General features: G+C 70.0%; 14 protein-coding genes and 2 tRNA genes. 1 reads left to right on the plus strand and 15 read right to left on the minus strand.

The features are described from left to right. Window positions 1–109: 109 nt before the first annotated feature. A complete protein-coding gene (locus G582_RS0100165) occupies window positions 110–1075 on the plus strand; it encodes a restriction endonuclease (protein ID WP_028838095.1) in 966 nt (321 codons plus the stop codon). Window positions 1076–1391: 316 nt separating this feature from the next. On the opposite strand, the gene G582_RS0100170 is transcribed toward G582_RS0100165, so the two are convergent. The 15 genes from G582_RS0100170 to G582_RS0100240 form a co-directional block, all read right to left on the minus strand. Beyond that, a complete protein-coding gene (locus G582_RS0100170; RefSeq protein ID WP_028838096.1) occupies window positions 1392–2045 on the minus strand; it encodes a YceH family protein in 654 nt (217 codons plus the stop codon). Between the two features lies 1 nt (window position 2046). After that, window positions 2047–2556, minus strand: coding sequence for a DUF1993 domain-containing protein (locus G582_RS0100175; RefSeq protein WP_028838097.1), 510 nt, complete (start codon window positions 2554–2556; stop codon window positions 2047–2049). 201 nt (window positions 2557–2757) lie between these two features. Further along, a tRNA-Cys gene (locus G582_RS0100180) sits at window positions 2758–2831 on the minus strand. A 124-nt stretch (window positions 2832–2955) separates the two neighbouring features. Further along, window positions 2956–3031, minus strand: a tRNA-Gly gene (locus G582_RS0100185). A 47-nt stretch (window positions 3032–3078) separates the two neighbouring features. Further along, window positions 3079–3651, minus strand: coding sequence for a CDP-diacylglycerol--glycerol-3-phosphate 3-phosphatidyltransferase (pgsA, locus tag G582_RS0100190; RefSeq protein WP_028838098.1), 573 nt, complete (start codon window positions 3649–3651; stop codon window positions 3079–3081). Window positions 3652–3660: 9 nt separating this feature from the next. Then, on the minus strand, window positions 3661–5529 hold the full coding sequence (uvrC, locus tag G582_RS0100195) for an excinuclease ABC subunit UvrC (RefSeq protein ID WP_028838099.1): 1869 nt from the start codon (window positions 5527–5529) through the stop codon (window positions 3661–3663). Between the two features lie 4 nt (window positions 5530–5533). Continuing rightward, the gene (locus G582_RS0100200) at window positions 5534–6013 is read right to left on the minus strand and encodes a low molecular weight protein-tyrosine-phosphatase (RefSeq protein WP_028838100.1); all 480 of its coding nucleotides are present in this window, start codon (window positions 6011–6013) and stop codon (window positions 5534–5536) included. Next, complete coding sequence (gene kdsB, locus G582_RS0100205) at window positions 6006–6785, minus strand: 3-deoxy-manno-octulosonate cytidylyltransferase (protein WP_028838101.1); 780 nt, start codon at window positions 6783–6785, stop codon at window positions 6006–6008. Before kdsB ends, G582_RS0100200 begins: the two co-directional genes overlap by 8 nt. A 166-nt stretch (window positions 6786–6951) precedes the next feature. After that, on the minus strand, window positions 6952–7965 hold the full coding sequence (gene lpxK, locus G582_RS0100210) for a tetraacyldisaccharide 4'-kinase (protein WP_028838102.1): 1014 nt from the start codon (window positions 7963–7965) through the stop codon (window positions 6952–6954). After that, complete coding sequence (gene msbA, locus G582_RS0100215) at window positions 7962–9713, minus strand: lipid A export permease/ATP-binding protein MsbA (RefSeq protein ID WP_028838103.1); 1752 nt, start codon at window positions 9711–9713, stop codon at window positions 7962–7964. Before msbA ends, lpxK begins: the two co-directional genes overlap by 4 nt. Then, window positions 9710–10156, minus strand: coding sequence for an ExbD/TolR family protein (locus G582_RS0100220; RefSeq protein WP_028838104.1), 447 nt, complete (start codon window positions 10154–10156; stop codon window positions 9710–9712). Before G582_RS0100220 ends, msbA begins: the two co-directional genes overlap by 4 nt. A gap of 7 nt (window positions 10157–10163) precedes the next feature. Continuing rightward, complete coding sequence (locus G582_RS18280) at window positions 10164–10796, minus strand: MotA/TolQ/ExbB proton channel family protein (RefSeq protein ID WP_028838105.1); 633 nt, start codon at window positions 10794–10796, stop codon at window positions 10164–10166. An 18-nt stretch (window positions 10797–10814) separates the two neighbouring features. After that, on the minus strand, window positions 10815–13199 hold the full coding sequence (locus G582_RS0100230; RefSeq protein WP_051246352.1) for a DNA internalization-related competence protein ComEC/Rec2: 2385 nt from the start codon (window positions 13197–13199) through the stop codon (window positions 10815–10817). A gap of 116 nt (window positions 13200–13315) precedes the next feature. Beyond that, entirely contained in the window at window positions 13316–14020 is a 705-nt protein-coding gene (gene lolD / locus G582_RS0100235) for a lipoprotein-releasing ABC transporter ATP-binding protein LolD (protein WP_028838107.1), read from the minus strand. Beyond that, on the minus strand, window positions 14013–15257 hold the full coding sequence (locus G582_RS0100240) for a lipoprotein-releasing ABC transporter permease subunit (RefSeq protein ID WP_028838108.1): 1245 nt from the start codon (window positions 15255–15257) through the stop codon (window positions 14013–14015). The genes lolD and G582_RS0100240 overlap by 8 nt, the downstream gene beginning before the upstream one ends. Between the last annotated feature and the right edge of the window lie 5 nt (window positions 15258–15262).

The following is a 15262-nucleotide window of genomic DNA, read 5'->3' on the forward strand; positions in this document are numbered from 1 at the left end:
TCGGCACGTCCGGCCCTCTGAAAACGGCCGGGCGTGTCCTGTCCACACCTGCGTTCCACGTTCCAGTGGGTATAGTGGCGCCGCCCACGTCCTCCGCTGTACGAACCGCATGATGCCTACCCTGATCGCCCTGATCGTCTTCGCCCTGTCCGGCCTCGGACTCACTGCCTGGTTGCGCCGCAATCAGGCCGCGCGACCGGCGCCCGCATCCACGGAGCGCAGCGCCGACGAACTGAGCAAGCTGCGCTGGCGCGACTTCGCCAAGCTGGTGCTGCAGGTGATGCGTGCGCGCGGCTATCGGGTCGCGACGGAAGAAGGCCTGCCCGCCGACGGCATCCCCACCGATGGCAGCGACATCGTGCTGGAGCGCGAGGGCGTTCGCACCCTGCTGTCCTGCAAGTACGGCAGCGGGGCGGTGGTCGGCGCGCAGGCGCTGCTGGGGTTGGCCAAGTCCGCCACCCTGCGCGGCACCGGTGAAGTCATCGTGGTCACGCCGGGCCGTTTCGAAGAAGAAGCCGCCCGCATCGCCCGCCAGCAAAACATCGAACTGATCGACGGACCAAGCCTGTGGCCGGAAGTGCGGCCCTACGTCAGCGGCGGGACCGCACCCGCCGAAGCCGTGCCTTCAAATGCCACCGCAACCAGGCTGATCGGGCTGGCCTGGGGCGGCGCCGCGGTGATCGGCGGCCTGGCCTGGATGCTGGCGCAGGGCATGCAGCCCGTCGGCGGAGATGCCGCGCCGCAGATCGACGCGCCGGCGCACGCCATCGCGCACACCGCCGCAACCACGCCGCAGCCGACGCCGGTCAGCGTGGTCCCCACCGAACCGGCCGCGCTGGAAGCGCGCAGGCGCGAAGCCGCCAACGCCATCACCACGCTGTTCGGCGTCGATCGCGCGCTGTGGTCGACCCAATCCACCCTGCTGGTGTATCTGTCCGCGGAAGACGTCGACCCCACCACCGACCTGTGCCCGCTGCTCGAGCGCTACCCGGAACTGGCGGCCTCGCGCGTGCAGCTGCAGCCACCGGCCGGCAGCAGCAAGCCGGTGCGCTTCAAGCAGTGCCGCACGTACTAGAAAAGGGACAAGGTGAGCGTTGCGGCGGCGTGGGCACGCCGTAGCAAGCGCACGCGCGCGGGCTTGCACCGCTGGCACCGTTGATCAGATCAGGCGAGGCCATGCCATGACGATCGCCACCCATGAGATCGCGGCTGCCGACATGTGCAACAGCAGTGTCGGCATCGGGCGGACTGGACGTTGAACAGCTTCGCGCCTTGCGTGGCCACGTAGATCGCCGCCACCAGGGCCAACTCGAAGGGACGCGGGTTCCGGCACACCGCGCCGAAAGCCAGCCTAACGCAAACACTTGTCAGCCGATGCGCCCGCGGGCGCCTCATTCCCTGGCGCCGACACCCCTTGCCAGCCGCTCGACCTGTTCGCGCAGCGCAGCCATCTCGGCTTCCAGCGCCAGGACGCGTGCCGCCAGCGTTGACGTCGCGGGGTCGGCAGCGGGCCTGACCTGGCGCGCGGCAACGGTTTCCACGTCCACCGGCCCGCACAGCAGGTGTGCATACCGATCCTCGCGCTGGCCCGCACCGCGCGGCAGCTGCACCACCAGCTGACGCAGGGTCAGCCGTTCCAGCTGGTGGCGCACATCTTCGGCCTCGGTAAAAGCATGCAGGCGTTCGCTGCGCGCCAGCAATTCACCTGAGGTCTGCGGGCCGCGCAGCAGCAGCAAGCCCAGCAACACCACTTGCGGCGGCGACAGGCTGAAATGCAGCGCAGTGCGATGTTCGTAACGTTCCGCCCGCGAGGAAAACACCTGCTTGGCCAAGCCTTTGGCCTCCAGCTGGCGCAGCGCGTGGTTCACCGCACCCGCCTCCAGCGCCATCACCGGCTCGCGCGCGGTTTTCTGGTTGGCCGCGCCCTGCGCCGCCGCGATGGTCAACGGATACACATCCGGCGTGGTCGCTTCCTTCTCGATCAGGCAGCCCAGCACCCGCGCTTCGGCGGCACTGAGCAACAACGGGGAATCGCTGGCGTCCATGTCAGTACGCGCCCATGTAGTCCTTCTTGCCGATTGCCACGCCGTTGTGGCGCAGCAGGTCGTACGCGGTGGTCACATGGAAGAAGAACTGCGGCAGCCCGTAAGCCAGCAGGTAGGCCTGGCCACCGATGCGGCGTTCTTTGGGGGTGCCCGGGCGCAACAACAGCTCGCGCGCCCCACTGCCCTCGAAGGCCGCCACGTCCAGGCCGCCGATGAAGGCCAGCGTTGCTTCGATCCGCCGCTGCAGGTCTGCGAATGTCGCATCGCCACCCTCGTAAGCCGGCACCTCTGCGCCCGCAAGCCGCGCCGACACGCTGGCGGCGAAGTCACATGCGATCTGCACCTGCCGCGCCAGCGGGAACATGTCCGGGAACAGGCGCGCTTGCAGCAGCGCGGCCGGTTCGATCTTGCCATCAACCGCGTGCGCCTCTGCCTTGGACAGGACGCCCGCCAATGCAGCGAGCATCTGCTGGAACACGGGAACGGAGGCGGCGTGCATCGAGAGGGTCATGGGCAGTTCCGACGTATGGGGAACTGCATGGTAGCCGCCGCGCCGCGCGCGTGCGCTCGATCTGGCCCGATGCAGGAGCGGCCCGCGCATCGTCCAATCGTGATCCTCCAACGCGATCAGGGATTTCGCGATGCCACGACCACCGCGATGGACCCGTTACTCCAGACAACAAAAAACCCCGCCGAAGCGGGGTTTCATGTTTGGAGGCCGAGGTCGGAATTGAACCGGCGTACGCGGATTTGCAGTCCGCTGCATAACCACTCTGCCACCCGGCCGGATGACTTTTCGCGCTTCGGATTCTTCCACATCGCGCGACCGCTTGCGATGCCTGAAAACCCGGAAGCACACCGGGACATGTCCCGGAAAAAACGAAGCCCCGCGAACGGGGCTTCTTGAAACTGGAGCGGGAAACGAGACTCGAACTCGCGACCCCGACCTTGGCAAGGTCGTGCTCTACCAACTGAGCTATTCCCGCGTTGAGCCCGCCATTCTACGGGCTTTTTTCAGTGCGTCAACACCCTCTCACAAACTTTTTTCATCGTCCGCGCGCAGCGCCGGCCAAGCCGCGCGCAGGTATTCGAAACCCGACCACAAGGTCAGGATCGCGGCCAGCGCGAGCAGCCATTCGCCGATCACGAACACCGGGATGCCGAGCAGCGGCTCGCGGTACAGCAGGAAGCCCAGCGCGATCATCTGCACGGTGGTCTTGATCTTGCCGACCATCGCCACCGCCACCTTGGCGCGCAAGCCAAGTTCGGCCATCCACTCGCGCAGCGCCGACACCGCGATCTCGCGGCCGATGATGACGCTGGCCCACAACGCCATCCACACGGTGTGGTGGTGCTGCACGGTGATGACCAGCGCGGTGGACACCATCAGCTTGTCGGCGACAGGATCAAGGAAGGCGCCGAACTTCGAGAACTGCCGATAGCGGCGCGCGATCCAGCCGTCCAGCCAGTCCGTTGCCGCCGCCGCCACGAAAACCACGGTCGCCGCCACGTTGGACCAGCGGTAATCTAGGTAGTAGATCGCCACCAGCACCGGGATCAGGGCGATGCGCGCCAGCGTCAGCCAGGTCGGAATGGTCAGGGTCATGCGCGCATTCTACTTGCCACCCTCGCCCGTGGCGGCATCCGTGGCCAGGCCATGCAGGCTGTCCCACAGGCGCTGGGCCAGCGCGCGATTGATGCCTTCGACCTTCGCCAGTTCGTCCACCGGCGCTGCCTTGAGCCCCTGCAGGCCGCCGAAGTGCTTCAGCAGCGCCGCGCGGCGGCGTGGGCCGATGCCGGCGATGTCCTCCAGCCGGCTGCTGCTGCGCGCCTTCTGACGCTTGCCGCGGTGGCCGGTGATGGCGAAGCGGTGGGCCTCGTCGCGCACCTGTTGCACCAGCTGCAGCGCGGGCGAGGCCGCGCCCGGCTGCACTTCGCGGCCGCCCGCCAGCAGCAGGGTTTCCGCACCGGGCCTGCGCTCCGGGCCCTTGGCCACGCCGACCAGCGCGACGCCGGTGATGCCGGCATCGGTCAGCACGTCGCGCGCCTGCGCCACCTGCCCGGCGCCGCCGTCGATCAGCAGCACATCCGGCAGGACCGCGTCCGGCTCGCCTTCGGCAGCGGAACGGAAGCGGCGCTGCAGGGCCTGGTGCATCGCCGCGTAGTCATCGCCGGGTTCGATGCCGGCAATGTTGTAGCGGCGGTACTGCTTGCGCACCGGACCCTGCGCGTCGAACACCACGCACGAGGCCACCGTCGCCTCGCCCATGGTGTGGCTGATGTCGAAGCATTCGATCCGCGCCGGCAGCGCCGGCAGATCCAGCAGTTCCTGCAGCGCCAGCGCACGCGCCTGCTGTGCGCTGCTGCTGGCCAGCTCGGTTGCCAGCGTCAGCTGGGCGTTGCGGCGGACCAGCTCCAGGTGCGCCGCGCGCTCGCCGCGCACGCTGGTACGCAACTCGACCCTGCGGCCGGCATGTTCCGACAGCGCCCGCTCGATCAGCTCGCGCTCCGGGATGTCGCCGTCCAGCACGATCTCGGCAGGCGGCGGCTGTTCGGCGTAGTACTGCGAGACGAACGCAGCCAGCACCTCGGCGGCGCTGTCCTCGCCGTTGGTCTTCGGGAAGAACGCGCGGGTGCCGAGGTTGCGACCGTCGCGGAACGCCAGCAGCAGCACACAGGCGGCGGCGCCCTGCATGGCCACGCCCAGCACGTCGAGATCGGCGCTGCGGCCGTCCACGTACTGGCGGGCCTGCAGCTTGCGGATGGTGGCGATCAGGTCGCGCAGGCGCGCGGCCTGCTCGAACTCCAGCGCATCGCTGGCGGCCTGCATCGCCGCGCCCAGTTCGTCGCCCAATTCCCGGCTGCGGCCTTCGAGAAAGAGCGTGGCGCGACGCACCGAATCGGCGTAGTCGCGCTCATCCACCAGTCCCACGCAGGGCGCGCTGCAGCGGCCGATCTGGTACTGCAGGCAGGGCCGGCTGCGGTTGCGGAACACGCTGTCCTCGCAACTGCGCAGGCGGAACAGCTTGTGCATCAGGTTGAGCGTCTCGCGCACCGACGCGGCGCTGGGATACGGGCCGAAATAGCGCCCCGGGATCGCGCGCGGGCCGCGATGGAAGGCCAGCCGCGGCCATTGCTCCCTCGTGAGCAGGACGAAGGGATAGCTCTTGTCGTCGCGCAGCATCACGTTGTAGCGCGGCTGCAGCGATTTGATCAGCTGGTTTTCCAGCAGAAGCGCATCGGCTTCGCTGCGGGTGACGGTGGTTTCGATGCGCGCCACCTGCGCCAGCATCGCCATGATGCGGGTCGGCTTCGGGGTGGCGTTGAAATAGCTGCCGACGCGGTTGCGCAGGGCGCGCGCCTTGCCGACGTAGAGCAGGCCGCCGTCGGCGTCGAACATGCGGTAGACGCCGGGCGCCAGCGGCTGCGCGGCGGCGAATTCGCGGCCGTCGAATTCCGGTACTGGCGACCTGCGCTTGCCCATCGGCTCAAAACCGGCCCTGGCGCACCCGCTCCACGATGCCCTGCGCGGCGGCATCGACCAGCTTGAACGCCTGCTCGAAATCGCGCGCATTGCCGTAGTAGGGGTCGGGCACATCCTTCTTGCCTACACCGCTCCATTCCAGCAGCAGCTCCACCTGCGCATGCGAGGTGCGCGGCTTGCGCATGCGCGCATCGTGCAGGATCGTGCGGTCGGCGCAGAGGATGGTGTCGAACTCATCGAAGTCCTCCAGCGACAGCCGGCGCGCGCGCAACGCAGCGATGTCCACCCCGTGCTTCGCCGCGCAGGCGATGGCGCGCTCGTCCGGCGGGTGGCCGATGTGCGAGCTGCCGGTGGCCGCGGAATCCACCCGCGCGCGCGCCGACAGGCCCGCCTCTTCCAGCCGCAGGCGCAGCACGCCTTCGGCGGTGGGCGAGCGGCAGATGTTGCCGAGGCACACCATGAGGATGCCGGTGGCTCTAGCCATGATCGATTCCTGAACTCTGTTGCTTGAAGATGTTATTTGCGCGCGCCAGATCTTCCGGCGTGTCCACGCCCGGCGGGAACGGCGACGGCGCCAGCGCGACGGCGATGCGCCAGCCGGCTTCCAGCGCGCGCAGCTGCTCCAGCGCTTCGAGTTGTTCCAGCCGGCCCGGCGGCAGCGCCGCGAACGCGCGCAGCGCGGAGACGCGGTAGCCGTAGATGCCGATATGGCGCAGCCACTGGCCCGCCGGCATCGCGCTGCGGTCGCGGGCGAAGGCATCGCGCGGCCACGGCACCGGTGCGCGGCTGAAGTACAGCGCATCGTCGTTGGCAGCGCGCACCACCTTGACCGCGTTCGGATCCAGCAGGGTATCCACCGCGTCGATCGGCGTGGCCAGGGTGGCGATGCCGGCGCCGCTGTCGGCGACCGCGCGCGCGACGCAGGTGATGCCGTCGGCCGGCGCGAAGGGCTCATCGCCCTGCAAATTCACCACGATGGCGTCATCGGCCCAGCCTGCGATGCCGGCGCATTCGGCCAGCCGGTCGGTACCGGATGCGTGCGCGGCCGAAGTCATCGCGATCCGCACGCCGCTGTCCTGCAGCGCATCGGCGATGCGGACGTCATCTGTGGCCACCCACACCTCGCGCGCACCCGCGGCCAGCGCGCGACGGGCGACGTGCAGCACCATGGGTTCGCCGCCAATCGGCTGCAGCGGCTTGCCCGGCAGGCGGGAGGCGGCGTAGCGGGCGGGGATGGCGACGATGAAATCGGGAATTTGCATGGATTGGATTATCGCCGGTCGCCGGACTGCCGGGGGGGCCTCGCCGCTCAGGCTTCGCGTCCGGCTACGATGCGCGGCCGCAGGCCATCCATGGCCTGCTCGAAGCACACCCCGGCAGGCCGACGACCATCAAACGGAATCGCATTCCGGGTGTAGAGCATTACGGCAGCGGCTGCGGCAGACGTTCCAACAGCGCCTGCCAGAACGCCTCCGGCAGCTGCGCCGCCACCGGCACCGCATGCCAGCCGGGCTGGGCGAACGCCATGCACTTCACCGCGTCTTTTTCGGTCATCAGCACCGGCAGCTGGCTGCCGAACTCGAAGTCCGCGGGCGTGTAGACGTGGTGGTCGGGGAAGGCATGCGGCACCACGCCGATGCCGGCATCGCGCAGCATCGAGAAGAAGCGCTCGGGCTCGCCGATCCCGGCCACCGCATGCACGCGCTGGCCGGCAAACGCCGCCAGCGGCAGGCCGCGGCCACCGACAAGCGGTCGCAGTTCACCGATGCCGAGACGCATCGGCCATTCGCCGGCGCAGGCCGCCGCGGCATCGTCTGCGGCCACGCCCAGATTGAGCACGCGCAGCGCGCAATCGGCCGCGCGCTCCAGCGGTTCGCGCAGCGGGCCGGCCGGCAGCAGCAGGCCGTTGCCGTAGCGGCGGCGCGCGTCCTGCACCTCGATCTCGACGTCGCGCGCCAGCCGGTAATGCTGCAGGCCGTCGTCGCAAACCACGATGTCGCAGCCGGCGGCGGCAAGGGCAACGGCCGCGGCGGCGCGGTCGCGATCCACCCGCACCTTCGCGCCGCTGGCATGCGAAATCAGCAGCGGCTCGTCGCCGCACAGCGATGCATCCATGCCCGCCTCGACCCAGCGCGGGGTCGCCGCATCTTCCCGCCCGTAGCCGCGGCTGGCCACGCCGGGGGTCCAGCCCGCCGCGCGCAGCCGCTCGACCACGGCCAGCACCAGCGGCGTCTTGCCGCTGCCGCCTGCAATCAGGTTGCCCACCACCACCACCGGCACGCCGGCCTGCCGGGGCCGCAACAGCCCGCGGCGATACGCCAGCCAGCGCAGCGCCACCGCGCCGGCATACAGCGGCGCGACCGCGCGCGCCCACAGCGGCGGGGTGCTGCCGTCGAACCACCACGCGGGCGTCTGCGGCAACCGCGGACGGCTCAAGCCGCGCCCTCCCGGAACTGCGCGGCATGCAGCTGCGCATACACGCCGCCCTGCGCCAGTAGCTGCGCATGGGTGCCCTGCTCCACCAGCCGGCCTTCGTCCAGCACCAGGATCTGGTCGGCGTGCTCGACGGTGGACAGGCGATGGGCAATGACCAGGGTAGTGCGATCCGGGATCAGCTGCGCCAGCGCTTCCTGCACCAGCCGTTCGGACGCGTTGTCGAGCGCGGCTGTAGCCTCGTCGAGGATGAGGATCGGCGCATCCTTCAGCATCGCCCGGGCGATGGCCAGGCGCTGGCGCTGGCCGCCGGACAGCTTGCCGCCCTTGACCCCGATCTGCGCCTGCGTGCCGTCAGCCAGGCGCTCCACGAATTCCATCGCGTTGGCGTCGCGCAGCGCCTGCGCCACACCCTGCTCCGGCGCGCCGCCCAGCTCGCCGTAGGCGACGTTGGCGGCAACCGTGCCGTCGAACAGCATCACCTGCTGGCCCACCATCGCCAGCTGCCGGCGCAGGTCGGCCAGTGGGTAGTCGGCCAGCGGATGGCCATCGAGCAGAACCTGCCCGCCATCCGGTTCGTAGAAACGCGGGATCAGCTTGACCAGGGTGGACTTGCCGCCGCCGGAACGGCCGACGATGGCGGTCACCGTGCCGGGGCGCGCGGTGAAGCTGACGCCGTCCAGCGCCGGCCGCGGCTGGTCCGGATAGACCAGGCGGACGTCGCGGAACTCGATCAGCCCGCGCGCGCGAGTCAGCGGGCGGGTGCCGGCATCGATCTCGTCGTCGGCATCCAGCACCGAGAACAGCCGCTCGGCGGAAGCGACGCCGCGCTGGAGCATGCCCTGCACGTTGGTCAGCTGCTTGAGCGCAGGGATGATCGCCAGCATCGCGATCATCAGCTGCACGAAGCCGCCGGCGGTCAGCCGGCCTTCCAGCGCCTCGCGGCCAGCGAAGAACAGCAGCACGGCCAGGCCGACGGCGCCGGTGAGCTGCACCACCGCCGAGGAAATGCTGCGGGTGGCCTCGACCTTCAGGCTCAGGCGCAGGTTGTGGTTGGCCAGTTCGGCATAGCGCTGCAGCTCGGCCGCACGGGCGCCGTAGACCTTCACTTCCTGCTGGTTGGACAGCGCCTGGTCGGCAGCCAGCATCATCTGCGCCGAGGTTTCCTGCACGCGGTGGCCGAAGCGGCGATAGCGCCGGCCCACCTTGTCCATCATCCACGCGATCAGCGGGCCCAGCAGCAGCACCGCAAGCGTCACCCGCCAGCTGGCGTAGAGCATCACCGCCAGCATCGCCACCACCTGCAACGACTGCTGCAGCATGACCTTGGCGGAATCGACCACCGCCTGCGCCACCTGGTCGCTGTCGGAACCCAGCCGCACCAGCATCGATGGCACTGGCTCGGCGTCGAAGCGCAGGCCCGGCAGGCGCAGGTACTTGTCCAGCGCGTTCACCCGCATGTCGCGGGCGATGCCGCGCGCAGCCTTGGCCATGTACAGGTCGGTGGCGTAGCCGGCCACCCCGCGCACGACGAAGATGCCGATGATGGCCAGCGGCAGCAGCAGGCCGTAGTCCTGGTTACGGGCGACGAAGGTCTCGTCAACCATGGGTTTGGTCAGCAGGCCGAACGCGCCGGCGGCAACGCCTTCCAGCACCAGCCCGAACAGCGCCACCAACAGCACCCCGCGATAAGGCGTGGCCAGGCCGCGCAGGCGCCGGTAGATCGCCCACGGGGAGGCGGTGTCGCTCATGCGCCCTTGCCCTTGCCCGTCGCGCCGGCGGCGGCCGGGGTGGTGGCGTTGGCGACCTTGCGGAAGCCGAGCTGGGCCAGCGCCTCGTAGGCCGTCACCACCGCCTGCCAGGGCGTGCGCGCATCGGCGCGGATCAGCACCACGCGCTGGCGGTCGTCGCCGGCCACGTCGCGCAGCGCCTGCTTCAGCGATTCAACGTCGGTGCGCAGCACTTCGCGGTCGCCGACGAAATAGCGCCCATCGGCATTGATCAGGATGCCCAGCGGGTGCGCCTGGGCTTCGGCCGGCTGGCCGTCGGCGCGCGGCAACTCGAGCCTGAGCACCGAGCGCGCATCGAAGGTGGTGGTGACGACGAAGAAGATCAGCAGGCACAGCACCACGTCGATCAGCGGCACCAGGTTGATCTCGGGGATGTCGTCGTCGCGACGGTCGGCGATCCGCATCGGGGCCTCAGTCCTGACGGCCGTGACTGGCGGCAGGGGCTTCGTCCAGTACGTCCTGCAGGCGCATCGCCTCGTGCTCCATGTCGACGATGTAGCCGGCGATGCGGCCGCGGAAATAGCGATGGAAAGCCAGCGCCGGGATCGCCACCACCATGCCGGTGGCGGTGCAGATCAGCGCCTTGCCGATGCCGCCGGCAAGCTGGCCGGCATCGCCCAGGCCATGGTCGAGGATGCCAAGGAACATTTCGATCATGCCGACCACGGTGCCGAACAGGCCCAGCAGCGGGCCGGCGGCGGCGATGGTGCCAAGCGCATTGAGGAAGCGTTCCATGCGGTGGACCAGGTGGCGGCCGACGTCCTCCACCCGCTCGCGGATCACCTCGCGGCCACGGTGGCGCACGTCCAGCTCGGCCGCCAGCAGCGCGCCCAACGGCGCGGTGGCGCGCAGCGACTCGATATGCGCCGGCTCCAGCGGCTTGCCGCGCGCCACCCAGGCGCGCACCTCATCGCCGAGGCCAGGCGGCAGCACGCGCTCGCGGCGCAGGCTCCAGAATCGTTCGACGATGATGGCCAGCGCCGCCACGGTCAACAGCAGCAGCGGGATCATCGGCCAGCCACCGGCCTTGACGAGTTCCAGCACGCATCATCCTTCCGGCCGTCATGGCCGCGAAAACTCCGGCGCGTAGCATAGCCCAGCCGTTTCCCCGCGCCTGCGCACTGCGTCCCACGGCCGCGGATGGAAACTGCGCTGCTCGCGCAGGCGCAGGCCGTCGCGGCCCAGCCAGACCCGGATCGCGCCCGAACGTGCACTGTCCAGCACCTCCGCGCCAGCGTCGCACCAGCGCCGCACCACCGGCGGACGCGGATGGCGGAAGCGGTTGTCGGCACCGGACGATACCAACGCCAGCTTCGCCCCGGTAGCCGCCACGAAGCCGGGATCGGAGGAACCGTCGCTGCCGTGGTGCGGCACCAGCACCACATCGCTGCGCAGCCACGTTGGCGCTTCCGCCAGCAGTTTGCGCTCGACGTAGTGGCCGATGTCGCCGGCCAGCAGCGCGCTGCCATGGGCGCTCTCGATGCGCAGCACGCAGGCGGCCTCGTTGCCCAGATACGGAAACGTGCTGCCCGGATGCAGGACGCGGAAGCGCACGCCATCCCATTTCCAGGTCAAGCCGGCCCGGCAGGCGCGATTGCCGGCCACCGGGCTGCCGCGGGGCGCCAGCACCAGCGGCATCGGGAACGCCGCCGCCACCGCCTGCAGGCCCCCAGCGTGGTCGTTGTCGCCGTGACTGACCACGGCCAGATCCAGCCGCCTGACGCCCAGCGCATGCAGCGCCGGGATCACCGCGCGTTCGCCGGCATCGAAGCCATCCGGAATCGCCGGGCCCATGTCGTACAGCAGGCTGTGGCGGGCGGTGCGCACCAGCACCGACAGCCCCTGCCCCACGTCGATCACCGTCAGCTCCACCTCGCCCGGCGCCGGCAGTTCGCGCGGCGGATACAGCAGCGGCAGCCACAGCAGCAGCGCCAGCCAACGGCCCGGCAGCCCGCGCGGCAGCAGCAGCCAGAAAGCCGACAGCAGCGCCAGCGGCAGCGCGTACCAGCGCGGCGCCGGCAGCCAGGCCATCGCCAGCGGGCTGTCGGCGATGCGCGCCAGCAGCGGCCACAGCAGGTCGAAGCACCAGGCCGCCGCCTGCCAGCTCCACTGCCCGAGGCCGGCATGCAGGGTTTCGGCGAGCACGCCCAGCAGCGCCAGCGGCACCACCACCAGGCTCCACCACGGCACCGCGGCCAGATTGGCGATGGGCCCGGCAAAAGACGCCTGCCCGAACAGCAGCACGGTCAGCGGCAGCAGCCCGAGGCTGGCCACCGCCTGCGCGGCGAGGAAGCCACCCGCGAGCGCACGCGGCCCCTTGCCGCCGGCGTCCGGCAGGCACCACAGCAGCCAGGCCACGCCGGCAAAGCTCAGCCAGAAGCCCGCCCCCAGCACCGCCAGCGGATCGAGCAAGAGCAGGACGACGCAGCCCAGCGCCAGCGTGTCGACCAGGCGCAGCCGGCGCCGCAGCAAGCGCGCGGCCACCAGCGCAGCGATCATCACCGCGGTACGCAGGGTCGGCACCGCCATGCCGGTCAGCAGCGCGTAGCCGAACGCGCCCAGCAGCGCGCCGGCGCCGGCGGCGAACGGACGCGGCAGCCACCGCGCCAACGGCGGCCACAGCCACCACAGCGCCGCCGCGCACAGCGCGCAGAACCCGGCCACCAGCCCGACGTGAAACCCTGAAATCGCGATCAGGTGGGTCAGGCCTGCGGCGCGCAGCCGCGCCCAGTCGGCATCGTCCAGCGCGCGGGTATCGCCCAGCGCCAGCGCGCGCACGTAGCGCGAAGACGCGCCGGGCACCGCCGCGGCGATTTGCGCGCTCATGGCTTCGCGCCAGGCATCGATGCCGGTCGGCGCCGCCAGCCGGATGGCCAGCGTCGGCTCCAGCACGAAGCCGGTAGCAGCCAACCGCGCCGCCAGCGCGAACTTCTCCGCGTCGCCCCCACCCGGGTTGCGCAGTCCGCGCGGCGCGCGCAGGCGCAGCGGGAACCGCCAACGGCTGCCCGCCTGCAGGCGCTGGCGCGGCTGCAGCTCCTCGCCGTACCAGGCCAGCTGCAGGGTGCGGCCACGCAGGGCGACGGGCTGGGTCGCCACGTCATCGACGACGAAGCGGAAGCGGGTCCGACGCGGCTCGTGCACGGGCAGCTCGACGATGCGGCCCTCGACTGTCAGCACTGTGCCCTGCAGGGCACGCGGCAACTGCGCGTCCAGCACGGCACCGGCCTGCCAGCCGGCAAACGCCAGCCCGGCCAACAGCATGCCGATTGGGCGCAAACGCGGGGCGCGCAGCAACGGGATCGCCGCCACCAGCAGCAGCCCCAATAGCCAGCGTGGCGGTAGCGCCGGCAGTAGCAGGCAAGCGGTGACGCCAGCCAGCAGCGCGGCTGCGCAGGCGGGACCGAACAGCGGAAACGCCAGCGGTCCGGCACCCCGGAAAACCGCCATTGCCGGATGCGCTCGCGGAAATCGAAGAATGGCCACCATGCCCGCAGCTTCGCTGGCGGCACGTCGCGCGGCAGTCGGTGCTGACCGCGCGCCGGGGTGGGGGTTTTACCCGATGCTCAGACCTCGGCTGCCGCCAACGCGTGCAGCCGCCCGGCGCGCAGCTCCAGCACTCGGTCCAGCCGGCGCGCCAGGCGACGATCGTGGGTCACCAGCACCAGGCTGGTGGCCTGCGCGCGGTTGAGCTCCAGCATCTGCTCGAACACGATCGCGGCGGTCTTCTCGTCGAGGTTGCCGGTCGGCTCGTCGCCCAGCACGCAGGCCGGATTGTTGACCAGTGCACGCGCCACCGCGGCGCGCTGGCGTTCGCCGCCGGACAGCTCGCCGGGCTTGTGCGCCAGCCGATGCCCCAGCCCCACCGACTCCAGCAGCGCCTGCGCGCGCTGCTGCGCTTCGCCGGTGGTACCCCCGGCCAGCAGCACCGGCATCATCACGTTCTCCAGCGCGGTGAACTCCGGCAGCAGATGATGGAACTGGTAGACGAAGCCCAGGGCGCGGTTGCGCAGGCGGCCGCGAGCGGCATCGGACAGCGCGCTCATTTTCTGGCCGGCCACGTACACCTCGCCGGCGCTGGGAACATCCAGCCCGCCCAGCAGGTGCAGCAGGGTGCTCTTGCCGGCACCGGACGCGCCGAGGATGGCCACGGTTTCGCCAGCCTGCACGACGAAGTCCAGCCCGTCGAACACCGGCGTGTGCAGCTTGCCCTCGGCGTAGGTCTTGCCCAGGCCTTCGGCGCGGATGACGTCCTGCATCGGCTCATTCATAGCGCAGCGCCTCCGCCGGGGCCGTGCGCGAGGCGCGCCAGGCGGGATACAGGGTGGCAAGGAAGGCCATCAGCAGCGCCGCGCAAACAATCGCAACCACGTCGCCGGTCTGCATGTCGGTGGGCAATCCGGTGATGTAGTACACGTCCTCGGGCAGCAGCTGCACGCCGAACAACTGTTCGATGCCCTGCAGGATGCGGTTGAGGTTGAGGGTCAGGGTGACGCCGCCGATCACGCCGGCCACGGTGCCAATGAAACCGATCAACCCGCCCTGCACCATGAAGGTGCGCATGACCTGGCCGGGGGTCAGCCCCAGCGTGCGCAGGATGGCGATGTCGGCCTGCTTGTCGGTCACCAGCATCACCTGCGAGGACACCAGGTTGAATGCGCCCATCGCCACGATCAGCGACAGCAGGATCGCCATCACCGTCTTCTCCATCTTCAGCGCGCGGAACAGGTTGGCGTTGTCCTGGGTCCAGTCGCTGACCCGGTACGGCCCCTTGAGCTGCAGCGCCAGATCGCGGGCCACTTCGAAGGCGCGGTCCATGTCGTGCAGCTTCAGGCGCACGCCGGTGACGCCATCGCCCATTCGCAGCACCCGCTGCAGATCCGACAGGTTGACCACCGCCAGGCCCTTGTCGAATTCGTTGTAGCCGGCCTCGAAGATGCCGCTGACCTTGAAGCGCTTCATGGTCTGCACGCCGCCGACCGGGGTGCTGCGGAACTCGGCCAGGGTGACGATGACATCGTCGCCCACGCCCACGCCCAGCCAGATCGCCAACTCCTTGCCCAGCACGATGTTGAAGCTGCCGGGCGCAAGGTCCGCGATCCTGCCCTGCACCATCTTGGCTGGCAGTTCCGAGACCTTTCCTTCCTGCGCCGGATCGACCGCGCGCAGCATCGCCGGCTGGTTGTTGGCGCCGGAAATCAGCGCCTCCTTCTCGACATAGGGCGCCGCGCCGACCACGCGCGCATCGTTCATGGCCACCTGCACCGCGCGCCGCCAATCCTGCAGCGGTTCACCGTACCCGCTGACGGTGGCGTGCGCGGCCATGCCCAGCATGCGGTCGCGGATTTCCTTCTGGAACCCGCTCATCACCGCCAGCGTGGTGATCAGCGCGGTGACACCCAGTGCGATGCCGAGGATCGAAGCGAGCGAAATGAACGAGATGAAGCCGTTGCGGCGTTTCGCGCGCAGGTAGCGCAGGCCGATGGCGACGGGGATGGGTTTGAACATCGAAG

Source organism: Thermomonas fusca DSM 15424, from assembly GCF_000423885.1.
GTDB lineage: Bacteria > Pseudomonadota > Gammaproteobacteria > Xanthomonadales > Xanthomonadaceae > Thermomonas > Thermomonas fusca.

Excerpts from the sequence above, each read along its gene's own strand:
- G582_RS0100165 (WP_028838095.1), top strand. The coding sequence starts at position 110 with ATGATGCCTACCCTGATCGCCCTGATCGTCTTCGCCCTGTCCGGCCTC.
- G582_RS0100170 (WP_028838096.1), bottom strand. The coding sequence starts at position 2,045 with ATGGACGCCAGCGATTCCCCGTTGTTGCTCAGTGCCGCCGAAGCGCGG.
- G582_RS0100175 (WP_028838097.1), bottom strand. The coding sequence starts at position 2,556 with ATGACCCTCTCGATGCACGCCGCCTCCGTTCCCGTGTTCCAGCAGATG.
- pgsA (WP_028838098.1), bottom strand. The coding sequence starts at position 3,651 with ATGACCCTGACCATTCCGACCTGGCTGACGCTGGCGCGCATCGCCCTG.
- uvrC (WP_028838099.1), bottom strand. The coding sequence starts at position 5,529 with ATGGGCAAGCGCAGGTCGCCAGTACCGGAATTCGACGGCCGCGAATTC.
- G582_RS0100200 (WP_028838100.1), bottom strand. The coding sequence starts at position 6,013 with ATGGCTAGAGCCACCGGCATCCTCATGGTGTGCCTCGGCAACATCTGC.
- msbA (WP_028838103.1), bottom strand. The coding sequence starts at position 9,713 with ATGAGCGACACCGCCTCCCCGTGGGCGATCTACCGGCGCCTGCGCGGC.
- G582_RS0100220 (WP_028838104.1), bottom strand. The coding sequence starts at position 10,156 with ATGCGGATCGCCGACCGTCGCGACGACGACATCCCCGAGATCAACCTG.
- G582_RS0100230 (WP_051246352.1), bottom strand. The coding sequence starts at position 13,199 with ATGGCGGTTTTCCGGGGTGCCGGACCGCTGGCGTTTCCGCTGTTCGGT.
- lolD (WP_028838107.1), bottom strand. The coding sequence starts at position 14,020 with ATGAATGAGCCGATGCAGGACGTCATCCGCGCCGAAGGCCTGGGCAAG.
- G582_RS0100240 (WP_028838108.1), bottom strand. The coding sequence starts at position 15,257 with ATGTTCAAACCCATCCCCGTCGCCATCGGCCTGCGCTACCTGCGCGCG.